The sequence below is a fragment of the Teredinibacter franksiae genome, from assembly GCF_014218805.1.
GTDB lineage: Bacteria > Pseudomonadota > Gammaproteobacteria > Pseudomonadales > Cellvibrionaceae > Teredinibacter > Teredinibacter franksiae.
In genome coordinates this window covers 1,705,572-1,725,366 of record NZ_JACJUV010000001.1, presented here as the reverse complement: position 1 = coordinate 1,725,366, position 19,795 = coordinate 1,705,572, and the positions used below count along the sequence as shown (strand labels likewise).

At 51.6% G+C, this 19,795-nt stretch carries 16 protein-coding genes; 8 read left to right on the top strand and 8 right to left on the bottom strand.

Going from position 1 to position 19,795, the window contains the following annotated elements:
* Window positions 1-90: 90 nt before the first annotated feature.
* The 3 genes from dnaG to H5336_RS07010 form a co-directional block, all read right to left on the bottom strand.
* Window positions 91-2,049 carry a DNA primase gene (gene dnaG, locus H5336_RS07020; RefSeq protein WP_185232734.1) on the bottom strand — a complete coding sequence of 653 codons (1,959 nt, stop codon included), beginning with the start codon at window positions 2,047-2,049 and terminating at the stop codon, window positions 91-93.
* 35 nt (window positions 2,050-2,084) lie between these two features.
* Entirely contained in the window at window positions 2,085-2,690 is a 606-nt protein-coding gene (locus H5336_RS07015; protein WP_185232732.1) for a glutathione S-transferase family protein, read from the bottom strand.
* Window positions 2,691-2,977: 287 nt separating this feature from the next.
* Window positions 2,978-4,276, bottom strand: coding sequence for a type IV pilus assembly protein FimV (locus tag H5336_RS07010; RefSeq protein WP_185232730.1), 1,299 nt, complete (start codon window positions 4,274-4,276; stop codon window positions 2,978-2,980).
* Between the two features lie 399 nt (window positions 4,277-4,675).
* Here H5336_RS07010 and H5336_RS07005 point away from each other — a divergent pair, with 399 nt between their 5' ends.
* Window positions 4,676-5,332, top strand: a complete 657-nt coding sequence (locus tag H5336_RS07005) for an FMN-binding protein (protein ID WP_185232728.1) — start codon at window positions 4,676-4,678, stop codon at window positions 5,330-5,332.
* Window positions 5,333-5,501: 169 nt separating this feature from the next.
* On the opposite strand, the gene gnd is transcribed toward H5336_RS07005, so the two are convergent.
* The 5 genes from gnd to H5336_RS06980 form a co-directional block, all read right to left on the bottom strand.
* Window positions 5,502-6,956 (bottom strand): decarboxylating NADP(+)-dependent phosphogluconate dehydrogenase, encoded by a 1,455-nt coding sequence (gene gnd, locus H5336_RS07000; RefSeq protein ID WP_185232726.1) that lies wholly within the window; start codon window positions 6,954-6,956, stop codon window positions 5,502-5,504.
* A gap of 173 nt (window positions 6,957-7,129) precedes the next feature.
* Entirely contained in the window at window positions 7,130-7,525 is a 396-nt protein-coding gene (locus H5336_RS06995; protein WP_185232724.1) for an MmcQ/YjbR family DNA-binding protein, read from the bottom strand.
* A 30-nt stretch (window positions 7,526-7,555) separates the two neighbouring features.
* Window positions 7,556-8,539: an SrkA family protein kinase gene (locus H5336_RS06990; protein ID WP_185232722.1), complete on the bottom strand. Its 984-nt coding sequence runs from the start codon at window positions 8,537-8,539 to the stop codon at window positions 7,556-7,558.
* 51 nt (window positions 8,540-8,590) lie between these two features.
* Complete coding sequence (locus H5336_RS06985; RefSeq protein ID WP_185232712.1) at window positions 8,591-10,456, bottom strand: sensor domain-containing diguanylate cyclase; 1,866 nt, start codon at window positions 10,454-10,456, stop codon at window positions 8,591-8,593.
* Between the two features lie 148 nt (window positions 10,457-10,604).
* Window positions 10,605-11,315: a ComFC family protein gene (locus tag H5336_RS06980; RefSeq protein WP_185232703.1), complete on the bottom strand. Its 711-nt coding sequence runs from the start codon at window positions 11,313-11,315 to the stop codon at window positions 10,605-10,607.
* Between the two features lie 113 nt (window positions 11,316-11,428).
* Between H5336_RS06980 and bioB the strand changes: the two genes are divergently transcribed.
* The 7 genes from bioB to H5336_RS06945 all read left to right on the top strand — a co-directional run bounded on the left by bioB (window position 11,429) and on the right by H5336_RS06945 (window position 19,777).
* The gene (bioB, locus tag H5336_RS06975; protein ID WP_185232701.1) at window positions 11,429-12,484 is read left to right on the top strand and encodes a biotin synthase BioB; all 1,056 of its coding nucleotides are present in this window, start codon (window positions 11,429-11,431) and stop codon (window positions 12,482-12,484) included.
* 225 nt (window positions 12,485-12,709) lie between these two features.
* Window positions 12,710-13,882 (top strand): 8-amino-7-oxononanoate synthase, encoded by a 1,173-nt coding sequence (gene bioF / locus H5336_RS06970; protein ID WP_185232699.1) that lies wholly within the window; start codon window positions 12,710-12,712, stop codon window positions 13,880-13,882.
* A 2-nt stretch (window positions 13,883-13,884) separates the two neighbouring features.
* Window positions 13,885-15,594: a malonyl-ACP O-methyltransferase BioC gene (gene bioC, locus H5336_RS06965; protein WP_185232698.1), complete on the top strand. Its 1,710-nt coding sequence runs from the start codon at window positions 13,885-13,887 to the stop codon at window positions 15,592-15,594.
* Window positions 15,594-16,292, top strand: coding sequence for a dethiobiotin synthase (bioD, locus tag H5336_RS06960; RefSeq protein WP_185232696.1), 699 nt, complete (start codon window positions 15,594-15,596; stop codon window positions 16,290-16,292). The genes bioC and bioD overlap by 1 nt, the downstream gene beginning before the upstream one ends.
* Before the next feature lie 229 nt (window positions 16,293-16,521).
* Window positions 16,522-16,833, top strand: a complete 312-nt coding sequence (locus H5336_RS06955) for a hypothetical protein (protein ID WP_185232694.1) — start codon at window positions 16,522-16,524, stop codon at window positions 16,831-16,833.
* A gap of 154 nt (window positions 16,834-16,987) precedes the next feature.
* The gene (locus tag H5336_RS06950; protein ID WP_313556465.1) at window positions 16,988-17,881 is read left to right on the top strand and encodes a putative metalloprotease CJM1_0395 family protein; all 894 of its coding nucleotides are present in this window, start codon (window positions 16,988-16,990) and stop codon (window positions 17,879-17,881) included.
* Between the two features lie 117 nt (window positions 17,882-17,998).
* Window positions 17,999-19,777, top strand: a complete 1,779-nt coding sequence (locus H5336_RS06945; protein WP_185232692.1) for an acyl-CoA dehydrogenase C-terminal domain-containing protein — start codon at window positions 17,999-18,001, stop codon at window positions 19,775-19,777.
* Window positions 19,778-19,795 lie beyond the last annotated feature (18 nt).

Sequence of the window (19,795 nt, the reverse complement as noted above, 5' to 3'; positions counted from 1 at the left end):
CTAGAAAATCAACAGCAGGGAGTCTTATTACTCTTGATTTGGGCTAATCCCCTTCGGTTCTTCCAGCATAGTTCAGTTTGCCGGGGCTAGTTATTGTTTGATCAACTCCCGGAAGCGGTTTTTTTCGTCATCACTAAGATTGGATAAGCCCTTTGCTTTGAGTTCGGTCAATTCTCGGTCTCGCTCGGTGATCAGGAATTGTTTGCGGATCTTGTCGAAAGCATGTCGCAGTACTCGATGCGGCTGGTGGCTAGAGAGCGATACGTCGCTCGTTAATTCGTGTGTAGCCAGCATTTTTGCCAGCTCCTGTTGTGAGTCGATACCGTAGGCGCCGCCCCAAAAGCCCAGCAGCGTACTGAAGTTGGCTGTTGGCCGCTTTTTCAGGTAGTCGAGTAGGTTGAATAGGCGCAGTAGGGCAGGGTCCTTGGTGTCTTGTTGTTCAAGAATGCTGTCTGCGGACAGTTTTTGCAGCACCTGAGGGTTATCTAGCAGCAGCAGTGTGGCCGCTGTAATGGGGTTGAGCGTAACGCTAGAGCGTCGACGAGCCTCGGGAGCCGATGTTGGAGGCGCTATTTCTCCCTGAAATAGGCTGCCGTATTCGGCTTCGTAGTCAGGGGTGGGTTGCTCATCGGCGGTATCCATCACGTGTGGTGCGGCGTTAGCCGAGGGGTCGTAATGGTATTCGGAGGGTGGCGCTTCTGAAGGTGTAGGTTCAACTACAGGTTCTTCCTTCAGGTCGCTTAGCTCGGCTTTGGCGGCCGTTAGTTCCATAATGGCAGAGCTACTTAGGCCTGTGCGTTTTGCTAAGTTGGTGAACATTAACTCACGGTACACCCCTTTGGGTATCTGGTTTAGCAGCGGCGCGGCAATTTTACTGAACCTGGCGCGGCCATCCATAGTGTGAATATCTATGCCCTCGGCAGCTACATCGAAGAGGAAGTCTTCCAGTGGGATGCCCGCCTGTACCTGCTGTAGAAAACGTTCGTCGCCAATCTGGCGCACGAGGGAGTCGGGGTCTTGGCCTTCGGCTAAAAAGAGGAATTTGATCTGGCGGCCGTCTTCCATGGCCGGCAGCGAATTCAGCAGCGCGCGTTTGGCGGCTTTGCGACCGGCGTTATCACCATCGAAACAAAACACCACTTCCTGCACGTAACGAAAGGCTAATCGTAGGTGGTCTTCGCCACAGGCGGTGCCGAGTGTGGCGACAGCGTTACTAATACCGTATTGGGCCAGGGCAATCACGTCCATGTAGCCTTCCACTACCAGCAGCTGTTCTAAGTTGCGATTGGCCTGACGGGCTTCGTATAGGCCGTAAAGCTCGCGGCCTTTGTGAAACACATCGGTTTCGGGCGAGTTGAGGTATTTGGGTTTGCTGTCGTCCAGCACGCGTCCGCCAAACCCGATGGCGCGCCCACGGGTGTCGCGAATGGGGAACACAATACGGTGGCGGAAGCGGTCGTAGAGTTTGTTGTTGTCGTCGCGGCGAATCACGAGGCCGCTGTCTACCAGGAGGGCAATATCTTCTTCGGTTAGACCGTATTTAATTAGCAGGTTATCCCAGCCCGGCGGTGCGTAACCCATACCAAATTGTTTGGCTATGTGGCCGCTTAGCCCGCGGTTCTGTAAATAGCGTATGGCCTGGTCGCGCTTGGGGTTATCCTTGAGTTGTTGCTGGTAGTAAGTACTCGCTTTTTCGAGGGTGTCGAAGAGGTTTTTCTGGCGAAAATGCTGTTCCCGGTTTTCTTTTGTTTGTTCCTTTGGAACTTCTACTCCGGCGGTTTTGGCCAGGCTTTCTACCGCGTCGACAAAGCCCTGGCGCTCGTATTCCATTAAAAAGCCGACGGCATTACCCGAGGCGCCACAGCCAAAGCAGTAATAGAACTGTTTGTCGGGGCTTACCGAAAACGATGGCGTTTTTTCATCGTGAAAGGGGCAGCAGGCGCTGTAATTCTTACCGGTTTTTCTCAGCTTTACGCGGTGGTCTATCACCTCAACAATGTCGAGGCGATTGAGTAAGTCGTCAATAAAACCTTGGGGAATACGATTCATAGGCGAAGAGGTGGCGGGCCTTTTTTAGGTTTAAATCAGCTGTCTTTGGGCGCAGTGGCCAATACCCAGGGTTCTTCTTTGATGCTGGCGTACCAAGCGGCCAGTTCTGCGTTAAGGCTGCGCCAGTCGAAGTGCTTGGCGAGGCGAAAATCCAGATACCCTAGTGCGGCAACCATACTGATGGTGGCGATATTAACGTCTTCTGAGTTGCCCAGTACTTCAAGGTCTGTATGGGTTACAGCGGCCTCAAGTGCGGTTTTCCAGCGCCCAAGCCAATATGGGGAGTGTTCAGTTTCGCGTTTTAATTCAAATACGCTGTTTACCGCAGCGTCCAGTATGCCATTCGCTAGCGCATGGGCAGATTGCACTCTGTAGTAGTCTCCACGGCCGCAGTGAAACACACTGAGCTTTCCAGACTCCTCGAATTTTTCGTCGAGGTATTCACATATAAGGGGGCTATCGAACAGGCGTGTTTGCCCTGCTACCAGTGCTGGAATTTTACCGAGAGGGTTAAGCTCACGCAGCTCTTCGCTTTCGAAATTTGTCAGTACTAGCTCCGTTTGGTCAATTAGCCCAGTGTAGTTCAAAAGCATATTGACCTTACGGGCAAAAGGCGAGGTTGTGCTGTAAAACAATTTCATGCGCTGATTCCTGAGTGCTGGAAGACAATAGCCAAACGGGTGTGGATATTAGGGCCTGTGAACACTAATTTAAAGCGCCGTGTTTGGCGTGATGGGCCGCTTGCTTGCAGTTGGAGTGGTGTTGGCCGGGCCACCGGGTTGTTTTTAGGCGGCTAATTTGTCTTTAAGCTGAGTAAGTTGTGCAAGGGGTAGGTGCCTTAGTTGTCGAAACGGGTTGTTGACAATACTGTTTGCTGCACGGAAAAGCCGAGCCCCACCCGCCTAACATGGCTAGGTGGGAGTGGGTTCTATAGTTTTAGATAGGCTTCCATTTCAGGGTCTATGGGAATTTCTTCCAGCATTTGTTCTTTTTTGTGGGTATTGGGGCTTTCGCGATTGTAGTGGCTTACTTTTTCTTGGATGTGGCTTTGTACGAGCTGATCGCGGGCCTCTTTTTCGGGCGCCTCTAGCGAGCAGAGGCTGACTAGAGGTTCTGCGAGCTCCTGTTGTAGCCGCTCTTTAACGCTGGGTTCTAGCTCTAAGTCCACTAGCATTTCATCTATTTCGTCTATTGATTCGGTAGACGTGTTTTGAGTCGGTTCTTCTTCATCGGCCCATTGCGCCTGTTTGCCTGGGCGGCTGTGGGTATAGTCGTGAGTTGAGGACTGGCTGCACGGTCTTGGTTGGGCATAGTGCAAGCGGCTAGTATTTTTGCTGCGTAAGGAGCGGGTTAGTGAAAAGGCCAACAGCAGAGCCAGAGCGCTACCACTGAAAACCAAAGCCCCAAATTTCTCGTTAAGCTGGGGGTTATTCACGGGTGGCCGCAATGATTTTGCGGTCGCAAATAATGTGCTCGCCATCGCCTCGGAATGCGAGCTTCTATCAGCCGTCAGCAGCGCAGAAGCCCTAGCATTAATCTGAACTATAGCGGTTGACGGCTCAGTAACCTGCCCATGGTTTTGCGCAAGCTGGTTATGTCGTTGCTGTATAAGAGCCGTGTGTTGCTGGAGCAGGAGTTCAAGGCTTTGCAGTTGTAAAACTCGCTCGCGCAGCTGGTTGTTTTCGTCTATTAGCGCAGCTAGGTGCTGTTGTTTGGATGTTATCTGACGGGTAACTGATAGTGCGCGCTCAGGCGATTTGGCTGCATTCGCCCGCTTACCGGCGAGGGCTGCTGGGTCTAAAAAGAGGGTGTACTCTCGGTAGAGCTTGCCCTGCGGCCATATAACTTCAACTAAAAAGTTAATGTAGGGCTCACGGATGGGCTTGCGCGAATTGACCTGTACTTGGTACTGACTACTTTCGGGGTTGAAACTGAAATCTATTTGTTGCCAGTTGGCAATAATATCGACACCCAGGGTTTTGGCTTCTTCGCTGTGTAATTGCCGAATAAAAAGGCTGTCGGCGTCGAGGTGTGGGGGTAAGTTAACCAGATTAATCTGAGCTACCAGCGGCTCGCCGAGGTAACTTGATGTGCGTATTTCACCAAGACCCAGTGCAAACACTAGGCTGGGCAGCATGCACAGTGCGAGGGTGGTTAGGCTTAGGCGATTTTTGCTAAGCCTTTGAATTTTTTGGTATTGCTGGCGGTAGGGTGTAACTTTCAGCATATTTATTTACCTCGTTGCCAGGCGTGTGGCGGTAATTACTGAATGTGGCAATTATCCAGCTGAACGCTGGTGTTTAGAGGCTGTATGGCGGCACCTTTTTGATACGTTGTTGTGTTTTTTGGCGGTGGTATCTAGGGCTACTCATTTCAGCATAAACGTAAAAACTTAAGCCACATTGACATTACAGTGGAACTGGTTTGAATGACGCAAGATTGGCGCCAGCTAGTGCTCTTTATTCTTTTTTGCCTAAGAATTTTGTCCGTTCAATGTGAAGTGTATAAGCCGATTAGGCAACGGGGTGTGCAAGTACCACGGGCGAATAGGCTTTGCGTATACCGATTCAAATGCAGTGGTGGTTGAGTGGAGTTGCTTGAGTGGCAGCGAGCTGGGAATCACTTTGTGCTAAAATTCGGCGCCTTTAGGGGCTTCGAGCTATTGTTGTTGATTAAGGGGTTTATTAAACCCTATTCGGGAGTTTTTGTGCTGCGTTTGTCACCACTGTTTTTTGCTATCTGTTGCTGTGTGCTGGCGGGCTTGAGCCATGGCGCGCCGTTAGTGTCCACCGAGGAATTTCTTGCCAGTGCCTTTACTGAGGGCGCTCTAAGCAGCAGTGGTAACGCACCCAGTTTGAGTACGCTGTGGCTAACTGCCGACATTAAAACCAACGTGCAGCAGCAATTCGATTACACCTTACCGCAGCTGCGGCTACGCTATTGGCACCTGGGTAATCGCACTGCCTGGGTGCTCGATGAAATCGGTAAAGAGCGGCCCATTACTATCGGTGTAGTGGTGGCCAGCGGTGCAATAGCGCAGGTCGATATTCTGGAGTACCGAGAAACCCGTGGCGGCGAGGTACAACAGGCTTTTTTTACTGAGCAATTTGACAATGCGCAGCTACAGCGCAAGCGTGGAAAGCCGGTGTTGGATCGTCACATTAATGGCATTACTGGCGCAACGCTTTCGGTGCGGGCGGTTAAGAAGGTGGCGGCTGTTGCGTTGTTTTTGGATGGGCATATTCAGCAAAAAATAGCGGCATCTCAACCTGTAGCACATTAATGTATGGGCGAATTCAGCTCGAAGTGCACCACTTGGTCAGCGATGCTGTGTGTGAATAGGTGCGTTTTATGCAGCCGAAAGATTTACACCAAGCGTGCATAAACCAATAACATCTAAACCAAAAAAAGCCCGCATTTGCGGGCTTTTTTATTGGGTGCTTAGTAAGTTGTTAAGCATTGTACGTGGACGAAGCGGTATCGCCGCCTCGGCCAGTCCAGTTGGTGTGGAAAAATTCACCGCGTGGTTTATCTATACGTTCGTAGGTGTGTGCGCCGAAAAAGTCGCGCTGCGCTTGTAGAAGGTTTGCTGGCAGGCGAGCTGTGCGATAACCGTCAAAGTAGGATAGCGCCGAAGTTAGCGCGGGTGCAGGTATGCCATTTAGAGTGGCCGTGGCCACTACGTTACGCCAGCCCTGCTGAGCCGCTTCTACACGTTGCTGGAAGTACGGGTCGAGCAGTAGATTCGACAGTTCTGCGTTGTTGTCGAAGGCTTCTTTGATGTTGCCGAGGAAGGCCGAGCGAATAATACAGCCACCACGCCACATAAGAGCGATGCCACCGTTGTTTAGTTTCCATCCGTATTCTGCTGCGGCTTCGCGCATTAATACATAGCCCTGTGCGTAGGACACAATCTTGGATGCAAGCAAGGCGTTGCGCAGGTCTTCAATAAAGGCTTTTTTATCACCGTCAAATTGGGGTGTTGGGCCTGAAATAACTTTGGCCGCTTCCACGCGCTCTTCTTTTTGAGCCGACAGACAGCGGGCAAATACCGCTTCGCCAATAAGGGTGAGAGGTACGCCCATTTCCAATGCGGCAACACCCGTCCATTTGCCGGTACCTTTTTGGCCTGCCGTATCGAGAATTTTATCGATCAGCGGTGCGCCGTCTTCGTCTTTAACTTTGAGAATGTCGCGGGTAATTTCGGTGAGGTAGCTGTCTAGTTCGCCTTTGTTCCATTCGGCAAATACTGCGTGCATGTCGTCTGCGCTCATGCCGAGCAGGTCTTTCATGATTTGGTAGGCTTCACAGATTAACTGCATGTCGCCGTACTCAATACCGTTGTGTACCATTTTTACAAAGTGGCCGGCGCCGTTGTCGCCTACCCAGTCACAGCAGGGGGTGCCGTCGTCCACTTTGGCACAGATACTCTGAAAAATCGGTTTTACGGATTCCCAGGCGGCTTTGGCGCCGCCGGGCATAATGGAGGGGCCGGTTAAGGCGCCTTCTTCACCGCCGGATACACCGGCACCAACAAACAGAATGCCCTTGCTTGCACAGTACTCCACGCGGCGATTGGTGTCGGGGAAGTGGGTGTTGCCACCATCGATAATAATGTCGCCTTCTTCAAGGTGAGGCAGTATCTGCTCGATGAAAGCATCCACGGGCGGGCCCGCTTTTACCATGAGCATTACCTTGCGAGGGCGTTCCAGTGACTGCACCAACTCTTCTACGGAATGGGCACCCCGAATACTCTTGCCTGCAGCACGGTCAGCAAGAAAGGCATCAACTTTATGGGTTGTGCGGTTATAGGCGGTAACAGTGAAGCCTTTATTGGCCATGTTGAGAATCAGGTTTTCACCCATAACGGCGAGGCCAACCAGGCCAATGTCTGAGAGTTCTTTCATAGGTAGCGTCTGTATTGTTGCAGGTTGTGCGAAAGTGGCTTGGCAGCCGCCGTCATTCTAAACCACTGATTTCATAATGGGTTTGTTGTGTTTGTATCGGCGAACACCAACAAAATCGGGGTGTAACTTTACCATCCGGCCGGTGATTTTGCCATCACAGCGGGGCGAGCGGGTTAGCGGTATAGGGTGTCTACTCCCCAGCGTATTTCCATGGCCGTTCGGTCATTTTTTTTGAGGCCTTTTACGACCAATGTGTAGGAGTGGTCGATCATGCGTTCGATTTCGCCCTGTGGTACGGAGCCGTCCAATATCACTGAATTCCAGTGTTTTTTGTTCATGTGGTAGCCGGGTAGTACAGATGGAAAAATGTCGCGTAGCATTAGTGCTTGCTGGGGTTCACATTTGAGGTTTAGGCGGGCTATTGCAGCCTTTCCTTGCCATTCGCAGTGGGAGATCAGCCCAAACATTTTGTCGCGTACTTTAAATACTCGCGCCTCGGGGCCAAACGGAAAATCTTCCGTGGCCTCGGGCTTTAGAAGCGCATATTTAAGGGTAGCTTTTTCGTCCATGGTGATAGTCTCGGTTGGTTCGAGGATTTTCTAGCGGTCGGGTAATCTCAGCGGTATGGCATCCAGTGCCGCAAACTGTTCGCGCAACTCCAGAATATGTTCCGCCCAGTATCTTTCGCTGTTGAACCACGTAAAAGCCTGAGGAAAAGCCGGGTCGTGCCAGCGGCGCGCTAGCCAGGCGGCGTAGTGCATAAGCCTAAGGGTACGCAAGGTTTCAATTAAGGGTATTTCTCGGCGCTCGAATTCGCAAAATTCTTCGTAACCTTCAACCACTTCAGCTAACTGAATACATTGCTGCGAGTAATCCCCGGAGAGCAACATCCACAAGTCCTGTATGGCCGGGCCATTGCGTGCATCGTCTAGGTCTACCAGCCAGAGTGAATCCGGTCGCAGTAATATATTACCCGGATGGCAGTCGCCATGCAGTCGCTGCGGTTTGAAGGGGGTTGTCTCCAAAATGGTGGTCATTTTTTCAATCAGGTGCTGGCTAAGGGTGGTGTAAGCATCCAGCAGGCTGGGGGGAATAAAGTCGTTTTCTATCAAAAAGGTACGGCTATTAATGGCAAAGCTTTGCAGGCTGAGGGTTGGCCTATGGTCGAAGGTTTTGAGCTTGCCAATCGCGTGCAGGCGACCGAGTTGTTGACCGAGCCGGTAAAGGGTTTCGAGGTCGCTTAGGTCTGGAGCGTGGCCGCCGCGCCTTGGGTAAAGCGAAAAACGGTGTTCACCAAAGCTAAAAAGACTTTCTCCATCGCGTTGTAGGGGCGCAACGATAGGGATTTCCGCTTCTTCTAGCGCGAGCGAAAAACTGTGTTCTTCTCGAATTTGAGCCTCGCTCCAGCGCTGTGGGCGGTAGAACTTGGCGATGATGGGGTCGCCGCCTTCAATACCAAACTGGTAAACGCGGTTCTCATAGCTGTTGAGTGGAAATACGCGTAAATCGGAGAGGTAGCCTAGGCTTTCTATGGCGTCGATGACTCTGTCGGGGTTGAGATTTTCAAATGGCGTTTGTGTCAAGGTAGGTTCACTGAGAGGTGTGTGTAGCGTGAGACAATAGCAAATCTCGGCTCAGGAAAAAATGGTCACCTTGTCTTTACAAATTTCTCGGCTTTCGTGCACGGATTCCGATAGCTGCTGGATGGTCTGTTTGAGGTCGAAACCAACCTCGTTGGTCACAATCACCCCAATTGAACAAGTAACGTAAACATTTCGGCCTTCCATTTTAGTGGGTGATACTTTTACCGAGGTGCGCATGCGCTCTGCCATCAGCTCGGCTTCAGCGGGCGGGGTGTTGGCAGACACCATTACAAACTCGTCTGCTTGGTAGCGAAAAAGTTTATCGGTGGTGCGGAGGCGATGTTTCAGTGTGGTAGTGATTGTTTGTAACACTCGGTCGCCGAAGTCGCGAGAGTGACGTTTATTAATGAGCTTGAAGCTGTCGAGGTCGATAACCATCAGGCAGGTATAGCTGTCATCTTTGCGTGGTGTTTGGCTGGCAAACTTTTGGCTATAGCGTTCAAACTCTTCGTTGTTGGGCAGGCCGGTGAGTTTGTCTATGTGCTGGTGGCGTTTGAGTTCGGCCATTTCTGTTTCTAGGCCCCCGAGTTCACGGAATATGGCAACGGCAAACAGTTCTGTTGCTTTTTCTTGTTTGTGGTTTTTTTCGGTTTCGGTTTGGAATTGCTCTTGGGGTTGAGCGTGTAGCTCGATAATGTCGCCAGAGGCGGATATCTTTCTGCACTTGTGAAGTGAAATGGATAAGTGTTTTTCGTAACCCTGCCGAGTTAAACCGAGGGTTTTACCTTGGTCGTCGAAGCAGCGAGTGCGATCGTTAGACAGCAAAAAGTCGTGAAACATGCCAATGTCTTTTTTTCGGTAGCGCTCTGGCATCAGGGTTTCTAGCGGTTTGCCTAGTAGGTCTTCTAGCTGCCAGCCAAAGATACTACCGGCGCCTTCATTTACACGCATGATGCGTCTTCGTTCATCGACCAGAATGATGCCGTCGTCGCTGGCGGAAAAGATATCCAGTAATGCGTGTTCGTCGTTGTTTAAGCGGGCACTGCTGACTTTCTCCAGTGATATTTGTAGCTCCATCGCGCTCAGGTGTAAAAAGCCTAGTCCGAAAATGAAAAGTAATGAGAGCACAATAGTGGAGTGGAGAAATGCTGTCGCAACAAGCTGATGGTCTATTTGGTCTTGTATCAGCCAGTCGGTTATACCACCCAGCGCAATGGACATCAGAATGATGGTGAAGAATGTCCAGCGAAACATCCGGGCAATTTTCGATGTTCCGTTGAGCAGACCCAAGGCTCCATGCTGAGAGGCGCCAATTATGCCGACGAAGAACAGACTGAAGGCGACTGTAGTGGGTAGGCTGAAGGTGCTGAACAATGTTGATCTTGATAGCAATTCTATATCGGAAATATACGCGTTAATTATGACGAGTGGCTGTAGGGCAAATAAAAACAGCAGCAAGTTGTATAGGTGCGGGTGCCTAACCGATAAGTTGCCATGGGTGAGCAGCAGCGTAGCGGCAAACCCGAAGCTGATGGCAGTGGCAAGCGACATGCGCCCTGGCGCAGCTACTGACCAGTTGTCGTCGATAAACAAGTCGTTTACCCCCAGTACAATGCCGAAACGGTGCTCCACCAGTGCGCAGCCGGAAATCAGCAATACCGTAATGGCTGACAAAGCTATGGGTTGGCGATAGTTACGACCTAGGGCGAACAGGCCCATACCCAGCATAAGAAAACCGATGGCCGTGTTTACTTTCATTGTGGGCAGGGAGGAATCGATGGAGAACGATGTTAGCGGCTGAAACCCGCTAAGCCAGCCAGCGAGTACCAGTAGGCTAATAAAAACAAGGAAGGCTCCACAGACGTCAGTGAGTTCGGCCTCTTTTATAAAAGAGGGTAAGTTAGGGCGTTCGCTCATCAAGAGGCCTAGACGCAAGGTGGTTTCCTGAATTATTGACGTTAGTTAACGGATACGCAATTTGATTCGTTAAGTGATGCATAAAATAGTGGTTTTAACTGCCTGAAGTCAAACTTGGGAGCGCGTGTTCTGCTTTGGATGAATGATATTACGGCTTAGGTGTACGTGCTAAGGCATATACGCTTACTTTTTGTACACCGTTGCGTTTGAATATCGCGCTAAGTGTTTCCGCTGTGGCCCCGGTTGTCATTACATCATCCACAATGGCCAAATGGCTGTAGTCAACGGTATGCCTGAGGTTAAAGGCGTGTTGGTTGTTAACCATTCTTTGGCGACGGTTTAACTGCTGCTGATGGCGAGTGGCGGCAACTTTTCGGAGGGGGTGTATGAGCGGTATGTCCAGCCGTTTTGCCAGATACTTGGCAATAACCTCTGCTTGGTTGAAGCCACGCATTAGCTGATGTCGCCAATGCAGGGGTACGGCCACCAGCGCGTCGGGGCGATCTGCAGCGTGTATGCAGGTTTGCAGTAAATACTCGGACAATTGTTTTCCCGTTTGGATGTGTCCCCGGTGTTTAAAGCGGTTGATTAAGGTGGGCACCTGTCCGCTGTAGTTTAGAGGGCTATATACACGGTCAAAAGTAGGGTTTTTTTTCAGGCATTCGCCACACAGGTATTCGCTGCTGGCTACCATGGGTAACGCGCAGACCTTACAGGCGATGCCGATAGTCGGGAGCTCCTCGCTGCAGTCTTTACATAGGGGGAGGGAGCTGGGGTGGTCACATAAATAGCAATGGTTTGGCAGTAGCGTATCAAGCAGCCGGGTTAGCCGGGGTGAAGCGGTTGTTTTTTGATCCATCTGCTGGCCCTTTTTGTTTGTAAACTTTAAAATCGGTTTTAAGTTGACAACTATTGGTTGTCGTCTTTATTGTCCGCTCTTCTAAAACAACCTTCCATTCGTTGAGGATCGCCATGAACGCCGCTGTTGAGCCCATTCGACACAACTGGACCCGCGCTGAAGTACAGCAATTGTTTGACCTGCCATTTAACGATTTGTTGTTTCAAGCACAGTGGATGCATCGCCAGCATTTTAATCCCAACGAAGTGCAAGTGAGTACCCTGTGCTCGATTAAAACCGGTGCTTGCCCCGAAGATTGCGCCTACTGCCCCCAGAGCGCGCGCTACGATACGGGCCTGGAGCGCGAGAAGTTGATGGCGGTGGAAAAGGTTATAGAAGAAGCTAAAGCGGCGAAAGCCAGTGGAGCTACCCGTTTTTGTATGGGGGCTGCTTGGCGCTCGCCTAAAGCCAAAGACATGCAGTATGTGAAGTCGATGGTTGAAGGGGTAAAATCCATGGGCATGGAAACCTGTATGACGCTGGGTATGCTCAGTGTAGAGCAGGCTATAGAGTTGAAAGACGCTGGCCTAGACTATTACAACCACAACCTCGATACCTCGCCTGAATACTATAAGTGTATTGTTTCCACCCGCACTTACGAAGACCGCTTAAGCACCCTAGATAATGTTCGCTCTGCGGGGATGAAGGTGTGTTGCGGTGGTATTTTGGGTATGGGCGAAACCGAGAATGACCGCATTGGTTTATTGCTGCAATTGGCGAACCTGAACGATCACCCGGAATCGGTGCCGATCAATATGTTAGTGAAAGTGGCCGGTACGCCTTTGGCAGAGCAGGAAGATTTGGACCCCTTCGATTTTATTCGCTCTGTGGCTGTAGCGCGGATCATGATGCCTAAGTCCCATGTTCGGCTGTCGGCTGGTCGTGAAGATATGAACGACCAGATGCAGGCCATGGCGTTTTTTGCCGGTGCGAATTCAATTTTCTACGGTGAAAAACTGCTCACTACGCCAAACCCGAAAGCCAACAAAGATATGCAGTTGTTTCAGCGGTTGGGTATTAAGCCAGAGGCGCGTGAGGAGCGGGAAACAGACCTGGAGCAGTCTAAGGCCATTTCCGAGCAAGTGGCTAAGGCTGAGATGGACAAGTTTTTTTACGACGCGGCGAATTAATTGGGGTGCCCCTAAGCTTATCGGTCATTCCTGCCAGCATGAATACCTGGGGTAGCGTTTGAGCCTCATTACTACCCAACCGCTTGTCACTGGGGTGGTCGTTTCAAAAGTACATGAATACTCCCTGAGGTGCCTTTAATTCATCTGTGAATTAAAGGTTTTGAAACAACCACTCCAGCATCAAGCTCTTTCCCTGCCACTCTTCGGGCTTCCTAAGGTAGCATTTTGAGTTTTGAACAGTCGTTAAAATCACAGCTACACGAACGCCTTTCTAAGCATCGGTATCGGGTACGTAAAATCGTAGAATCCCCCCAATCGGTGATCATGCGCGAAGGTGGTCGTGATCTGGTTAATTTCTGCAGTAACGACTATTTGGGGCTCGCTAACCACCCGGATGTTATTTCTGCACTACAAGAGGGCGCGAGTCGCTTTGGAGTGGGCAGTGGTGCGTCACATTTGGTTAATGGACACTCGGCCGAACACCACAAACTGGAAGAAGAGCTTGCTGAATTTACCGGCCGCGAGCGCGCACTGCTGTTTTCTACCGGGTATATGGCCAACATGGGCGTAATTAATATGCTGGTTGGGAAGGGTGACTTGGTTTTGCAAGACAAAATCAATCACGCCTCGTTAATCGATGGTGCTTTACTATCGAATGCCGATTTTCAGCGTTATCGGCACAGCGATATGGCCCACCTAGAAAAACGCCTGCAGGCCAGTAACCACGGGCGTAAGCTGCTAGTGACTGACGGCGTTTTTAGCATGGATGGCGACCTCGCAAAACTCTCAGAAATGGCCGAGCTTGCCGAAACACATAGTGCATGGACAATGGTTGACGACGCTCATGGATTTGGCTGTCTTGGCGTCGGAGGCCGCGGAGTTGTCGACCTATTTGGGCTGAATCAACAACAAGTACCGGTATTGATTGGTACGCTCGGCAAGGCTTTTGGCACCTTTGGTGCTTTTGTAGCCGGAAGTGAGGTGTTCATCGAAAGCCTGATCCAGTTCTCACGTCCCTATATTTACACCACGGCTTTACCACCGGCGGTTGCTGCCGCCACCCGTGCCAGCCTTAAATTGCTGGTCGCCGCAGACGAAGGTCGCGAACATCTGCAGCAGTTAATAACGCAGTTTCGGGAAGGTTGTGTCGCCCAAGGGCTGGCACTGATGGAGTCGTCTTCACCGATACAGCCGGTGGTTGTGGGTTCGGATGCAGCGGCGCTGGCACTGTCGCAAGCGTTAGCCGAGCAGGGATTCTGGGTCAGTGCTATTCGGCCTCCAACAGTGCCGGAAGGTACCGCCCGTTTGCGGGTTACTCTGACTGCGCAGCATACGCAAACCCAGGTAGCCGAGCTTCTACAGGCGTTATCTTCTGCCAATACTCAGGGAGACACATAATTATGAGCCCAGCAGATGCAGCGATAGCCGTTCCATCCCAAAAAGGCCAGACGCTTAACAATAAGGTAAGTAATAAATTGCTAACTAAAAAAGAAGTGCACCCATCGAACCCTGTGGCCGATCGCTCAACATTGGTGTTTCTCCACGGTTGGGGCTGCGACAGCCGTATGTGGGACAATTTTTTGCCCACACTGTTAGAAGCCATTGGTGACGAGCGAGAAATGGTCTTTATTGACCTGCCCGGCTTTGGGTTTAACGCCGACGCGGGAATAGACGACCTAGAAACCTTGATTCTACAGGTCTCTCGTCAGTTGCCCGCCAACACGACCTTAATTGGATGGTCGCTTGGCGGTATGGTTGCTACCCAGTTAGCCAGTCGTCACCCAGAAAAAGTAGGGCGTTTGATCACCATTGCCAGCAACCCACTGTTTGTAAAAGAAGAGCTGGATATCAGCAGCTCGAAGAAGCCCTGGAAGTACGCCATGGAGCGTAGTGTGTTTGAGGACTTCCAGCAAAGCTTTAACGCCGATAGCGAAGCCACCATGCAAAAATTTATTGCGCTGCAAACTATGGGTGACAGTGAGCGCAAGCGGGTTACCGATGCGCTAAAGGAATACGGTGTAGACGGGCCAGTAGACAGCTGGTCGAAAGCGCTTGGCTACCTTGAACAACTGGATAACCGCATGCCACTGCGCAATCTTACACAGCCGGGGCTACACATATTTGGCCGCGGTGATGCATTAGTACCGGCGGGTGCCGCACGTATGGTTCAGCGTTTGGCGTCAAGCCACTGGGTAGAAGTCATCAACAGCGCCGGTCACGCTCCGCATATTAGCCACTCTATCCAGACGGCCGCTGCGATTAACTCTTTTTTACAGCACCAGCCTTCACGTTTGAGCCAGCGTAAAAAGCGCATTGCTAACTCCTTTAGCAGCGCGGCGAAAAATTACGACACACTCGCGCGCTTACAAAAGCGGGTGGTAGATTCACTGGTAGAGTTCAGTGTGGGTACCGATGATTCGGTAGGCCAGACGCTGCTCGATCTGGGGTGTGGAACAGGCTATTGCATCGAGCGTTTAGTGAAACAATTTCCTTCCATTACTCAGCCAGAGGGGCGTTTACACGCACTCGATATTGCTGAAGGTATGCTCGAAGAAGCCCAGCAGAAATTTGAAGAAATTGGTGTGGCCGAAGAAATTCAGTGGCACCTAGGGGATATGGAGTCGCTGCCGTTTGTAGACGAGAGTTTTGATGGTTGTGTGTCCAGCCTGACCGTGCAGTGGAGCGAAAATCCGCAGCAATTGTTTTCCGAAATGCACAGAGCTTTGAAGCCCGGTGGCTGGTTTGCGTTTACCACCTTAGGCCCAGAAACCCTGTTTGAGTTGCGATCAGCCTGGCAGCAGGTGGATGAATTTGCCCATGTGAACCAATTTATGCCGCTGGATGTAATTAAAACCATTGCCGAAGAAGCGGGTTTTACCATCATGGCGTACAAGTCTGAAACACCGGTACTTTACTATCACGATGTGATTCATCTGATGCGCGAACTGAAGGGCATAGGAGCACACACCATCAATGAAGGGCGACAACAGGGGTTAATGGGCCGCCGTACTTTCTCCCGTTTACAAGAAGCATACAATGCTTGGCTGGACCCCGATCGTGGTTTGCCTGCGCGTTATGAAGTGTATTACCTCTACCTGAAGAAATCCTAATGACCCAAACGTTCTTTGTTACCGGCACCGATACCGATGCTGGTAAAACCCTTGTATCGGCGGCGCTATTAACGCTCGCTGCCGGTAAAAAGCTGCATACGCTGGGGTTAAAACCACTGGCTGCAGGTGGCCTGCAAACCGAGCAGGGTTTGTGTAACGAAGACGCGTTGTTACTCCAGCAGGTCGCAACCTTAGCGCTTGATTACCAGCAGGTGAACCCGGTTATTCTGGCGGAGGCGATGGCGCCCCATATAGCGGCCATGCATGAAGGAAAGCGGCTGTCTGTAGCGCAGTTGGTGGGCTACACCCGCGGTGCTCTTATGTCTCGCCCCGGTGGCGTAAAACCCGATTTTTGTGTGATTGAGGGGGCTGGGGGTTGGCGGGTTCCGCTGACATCGACCCAGACCACCGCAGACTTAGCCAAAGAGCTAAAATGCCCGGTGATATTGGTAGTGGGCATGAAGCTTGGATGCCTTAATCACGCCTTGTTAACGGCCGAAGCCATTACCCGTGACGGCGTTAAAATTGCCGGTTGGGTTGCCTCCCAAGTAGATCCGAAAATGTACGCCGTAGAAGAAAACCTCGACACCCTTAAACACTTGCTGTCATTCCCGCACCTAGGCTTCGTCCCTTGGCTGAAAAATGCCACGCCAGAAGCCGCAGCCGAACACCTCAGCATAGAGCCGCTGCAGCTATAACGGCAGCGCTGGTTTCGCCCCAGCAGCCGAAGGCGCTCCGTCGCGAAGCGACTAACCCCCCTCCATATAAACAAAACCCTTAATTACATGCTCTATTGCGCCCAATCGGTCTTATTTTGGGGAGAAAAGCGTAGCGGTGCGTCTATTTTTTGAGCGTGTCTTTGCTTAAACTGAGAGAGTAGATACGACTTTTATGTTTATACGGTTAATACCGGGAAGTAATTGAATCATGATTAATTCAGTAATGAGCGAAGGCTTGCGCGGTATGCAGCACAGTCAGCGGGAAATGCTGAAGTCCGCCGACGAAATCGCCAAGGCCAATATCCGTGAAAACCCGGAAACCCAAGCCGTTGACCGCAGGCCTGAGCCTGTCAATGAGCCTATGGCTCCGGTACAGCGCTCAGTGGAATCCGACTCCGGTGGTGATATTGTTGAGCCGCTGATCGAACTGCGTCGGCAGGAGCAGATCTTTAATGCTTCGGCAAAACTGGTTTCTGTGGCAGATGATGCCCTTGGGAGTTTAATTGATGTTAAGTCCTGATGTTGTTCGGGGTTTTATTTGCTGGCTGCTCGGTATTCAAGAGCCGCCGCGAGCTATTTTAATACCTGTAGATGAGACCGAAGCTAGGGCTCGTAGGCGTCGACCCGAGTAGTCCACACCTGCTGCTCCCCTTTTACACAGTAGCGAGAAGCGTGTGATCAGCAGTAACTTGCCGTCCAATTTGGCGAATCTAGTCGCCCCCTTCAACCCCGTTGGCCGCGAGCCTGTTGGGCATGAAGATCCGTCGGCAAAAATTTCCCCTATCAAGCCTGTTGAGCAATCCGCCGCAAACGTGCGGCAGCAGTTGTATACCCGTGAGAATAACGATGCGGGAGTGGGTGTTGCTTCAGCGCCAGACGAAACGCTAGGTGAAACCCCGAATGCCGGTGACGTTCAAGCGGAGGGCTCCACACCGCCTTCAGATAGGCAGCAGCGGGCCGAGCAGGCTGCAGAGCGTCAACAACAGGAACAGGAGCAGCGGCAGATTGAGCAGCTCTCTGCTCGTGATCGTGAGGTTCGTCAGCATGAGCGTGCTCACGCAGCCGTTGGCGGGCAATACGCCGGTGCAGCTGAATATCAGTATGAGCGCGGCCCCAATGGTGTGCTATACGCGGTTTCTGGCGAAGTCCCTATTGATGTTGGTCGTGAGGCAACACCTCTGGCCACCCTTCAAAAAGCCGAAACCGTAAAGCGTGCGGCTCTGGCCCCTGCCGAACCGTCTCCTCAAGATCGCCGTGTAGCCGCAGAGGCAACTCGGCTGGGGGCAGAAGCCCGGCGTGAGCTTAGCGTTGCGAATACCGAAGAAACCACTGCTGAGGATGACAGTGACGTTTCACCTGTAGAGGACACTAACGATATTCCCTTGGTCAGTTCGTCCACTTCCAGCGATAGCGAAAGTAATACTGAAAGTAATAGCGCAGCCCGCGAGGTCGGTATCGACGCTATTCGCAGTGGTAATGCTATTTTAACCACACGCTTAAACCAGGGCATTGCCAATGCCAGCCTTAGCTCCAGCCCGCCGGGTTCTATCCTTGATCAAATCGTTTGAATAAGTGTTTAACCTCCCGCCCGTTAATGTGAGCTAGGCAGACGCTAATTGTTCTGGAACGCTCACGATTAAACACCTACCTTTAGAGCATGTGCTTTTTTACTAGAGGATAGACATATGGCTGAATATCGGGCTCCCCTGAATGATATTCGCTTTGTGCTGAAGTACCAGCTCAACACTGATTCTTTGTGGCAACAGTTACCCGCCTTCGCAGACGTTGATCTGGAAACGGCCGACGCCATTCTGGAGGAAGCTGCCAAGCTCATGCAGGAGGTCGTAGCGCCGTTAAATCGGGAAGCCGACGAGCAGGGCTGCCGCTTTGATGGCGGTGAAGTTAAAAGCCCGCAGGGCTTTAAACAGGCCTATCAGCTGTTTTCTCAGGGTGGTTGGGGTGGCTTAAGTGGCAACCCAGAATTCGGCGCTATGGGCATGCCGAAAAGCTTAGTGTCGGCGGTGGAAGAAATGCTCCAGGGTAGTAGCGTGTCGTTCGGTCTGTTGCCGATGTTAACGGCCGGGGCCTGTCTGGCCCTTGATGCCCACGCCAGCGACACACTAAAGCAGCTGTACTTGCCGAAAATGTATGCCGGTGAGTGGGCGGGCGCCATGGACTTGACCGAGCCCCACGCCGGTACCGACTTGGGTTTAATAAGAACCAGCGCCGAACCAGTGGGTGATGGCCAGTATTGCATTACCGGCACCAAGATTTTTATTACCTGGGGCGAGCACGATATCGCTGAGAATATTGTGCATTTGGTGCTGGCAAAACTACCGGATGCACCGGAGGGTTCCCGTGGCATATCCATGTTTTTGGTACCCAAGTTTTTACCGACTGTGCAAGGCGAGTTGGGGGACCGCAATGCCGTGCACTGCGGTTCTATCGAGAAAAAAATGGGCATTAAAGCCTCGGCCACCTGTGTTATGAATTTTGATGGAGCAACAGGCTGGTTGGTTGGTGAGGCCAACAAAGGCCTTGCGGCTATGTTCACCATGATGAACTACGAACGTTTGGTGGTGGGTATACAAGCGCTGGGTGCCGCTGAAGCGTCTTATCAAAATGCGGTTAGCTATGCGCGTGAACGGTTGCAATGTCGAAGCGCTGCGGGAGCAGCAGAGCCGGCTAAAGCCGCCGATCCTATAATTGTCCACGCCGATGTGCGCCGCATGTTAATGACTATGCGGGCGCTTACAGAGGCCGGTCGCGCGTTTTATATCTATGTGGCCCAGTGGTTAGACACGGCAAAATACAGTGCAGACGAAGCTGTCAGGGCCAAAGCCGGCAAAATGGTGGCGTTGCTGACTCCGGTTGTAAAAGCGTTTTTAACCGACCGGGCTTTTGACTCGGCGGTAATGGGGCAGCAGGTTTTAGGGGGCCATGGTTATATTCGCGAGTGGGGGCAGGAGCAGCTCGTGCGGGACATTCGTATTACGCAAATATATGAAGGCACTAACGGCATCCAGGCAATGGACCTTGTGGACAGAAAAGTACTGGCTTCTCAGGGGGAATTGTTTGAATTGTTAGTCGCCGATATCGATCAATTTATTGCGCATGCAGGCTCTGTTGCACCGCTGAAACCGCTGTTGCCGTTGATGCAATCCGCTATAGCCTGTGCACGTGCGTCGACCCAGCAGATTATGTTCCAAGCGAAATCTAGCCCGTTGGCCGCAGGGTCGGCTGCGGTCGACTACCTTAACCTTATTGGCTACCTCTGCTATGGCTATATGTGGTTGCGGGCGGCCGCCGTAGCATCGGACTGCGACAACAGTGACGTGGGTGAAGCCAAAATCATTACCGCGCGGTTTTATTTCGAGCGCCTGTTGCCGGAGGTAGAGATGCTAGCCGGACGTATCGCAGCGGGGCCTGATGCAACCATGGCATTACCAGCAGAGCTTTTTTAAGGGAGTCAGTGGTAAAAT

Coding starts and splice junctions, on each gene's coding strand:
- dnaG (WP_185232734.1), bottom strand. CDS start 2,049: ATGAATCGTATTCCCCAAGGTTTTATTGACGACTTACTCAATCGCCTC.
- H5336_RS07015 (WP_185232732.1), bottom strand. CDS start 2,690: ATGAAATTGTTTTACAGCACAACCTCGCCTTTTGCCCGTAAGGTCAAT.
- H5336_RS07010 (WP_185232730.1), bottom strand. CDS start 4,276: ATGCTGAAAGTTACACCCTACCGCCAGCAATACCAAAAAATTCAAAGG.
- gnd (WP_185232726.1), bottom strand. CDS start 6,956: ATGAAAGAACTCTCAGACATTGGCCTGGTTGGCCTCGCCGTTATGGGT.
- H5336_RS06995 (WP_185232724.1), bottom strand. CDS start 7,525: ATGGACGAAAAAGCTACCCTTAAATATGCGCTTCTAAAGCCCGAGGCC.
- H5336_RS06985 (WP_185232712.1), bottom strand. CDS start 10,456: ATGAGCGAACGCCCTAACTTACCCTCTTTTATAAAAGAGGCCGAACTC.
- H5336_RS06980 (WP_185232703.1), bottom strand. CDS start 11,315: ATGGATCAAAAAACAACCGCTTCACCCCGGCTAACCCGGCTGCTTGAT.
- bioB (WP_185232701.1), top strand. CDS start 11,429: ATGAACGCCGCTGTTGAGCCCATTCGACACAACTGGACCCGCGCTGAA.
- bioC (WP_185232698.1), top strand. CDS start 13,885: ATGAGCCCAGCAGATGCAGCGATAGCCGTTCCATCCCAAAAAGGCCAG.
- bioD (WP_185232696.1), top strand. CDS start 15,594: ATGACCCAAACGTTCTTTGTTACCGGCACCGATACCGATGCTGGTAAA.
- H5336_RS06955 (WP_185232694.1), top strand. CDS start 16,522: ATGATTAATTCAGTAATGAGCGAAGGCTTGCGCGGTATGCAGCACAGT.
- H5336_RS06945 (WP_185232692.1), top strand. CDS start 17,999: ATGGCTGAATATCGGGCTCCCCTGAATGATATTCGCTTTGTGCTGAAG.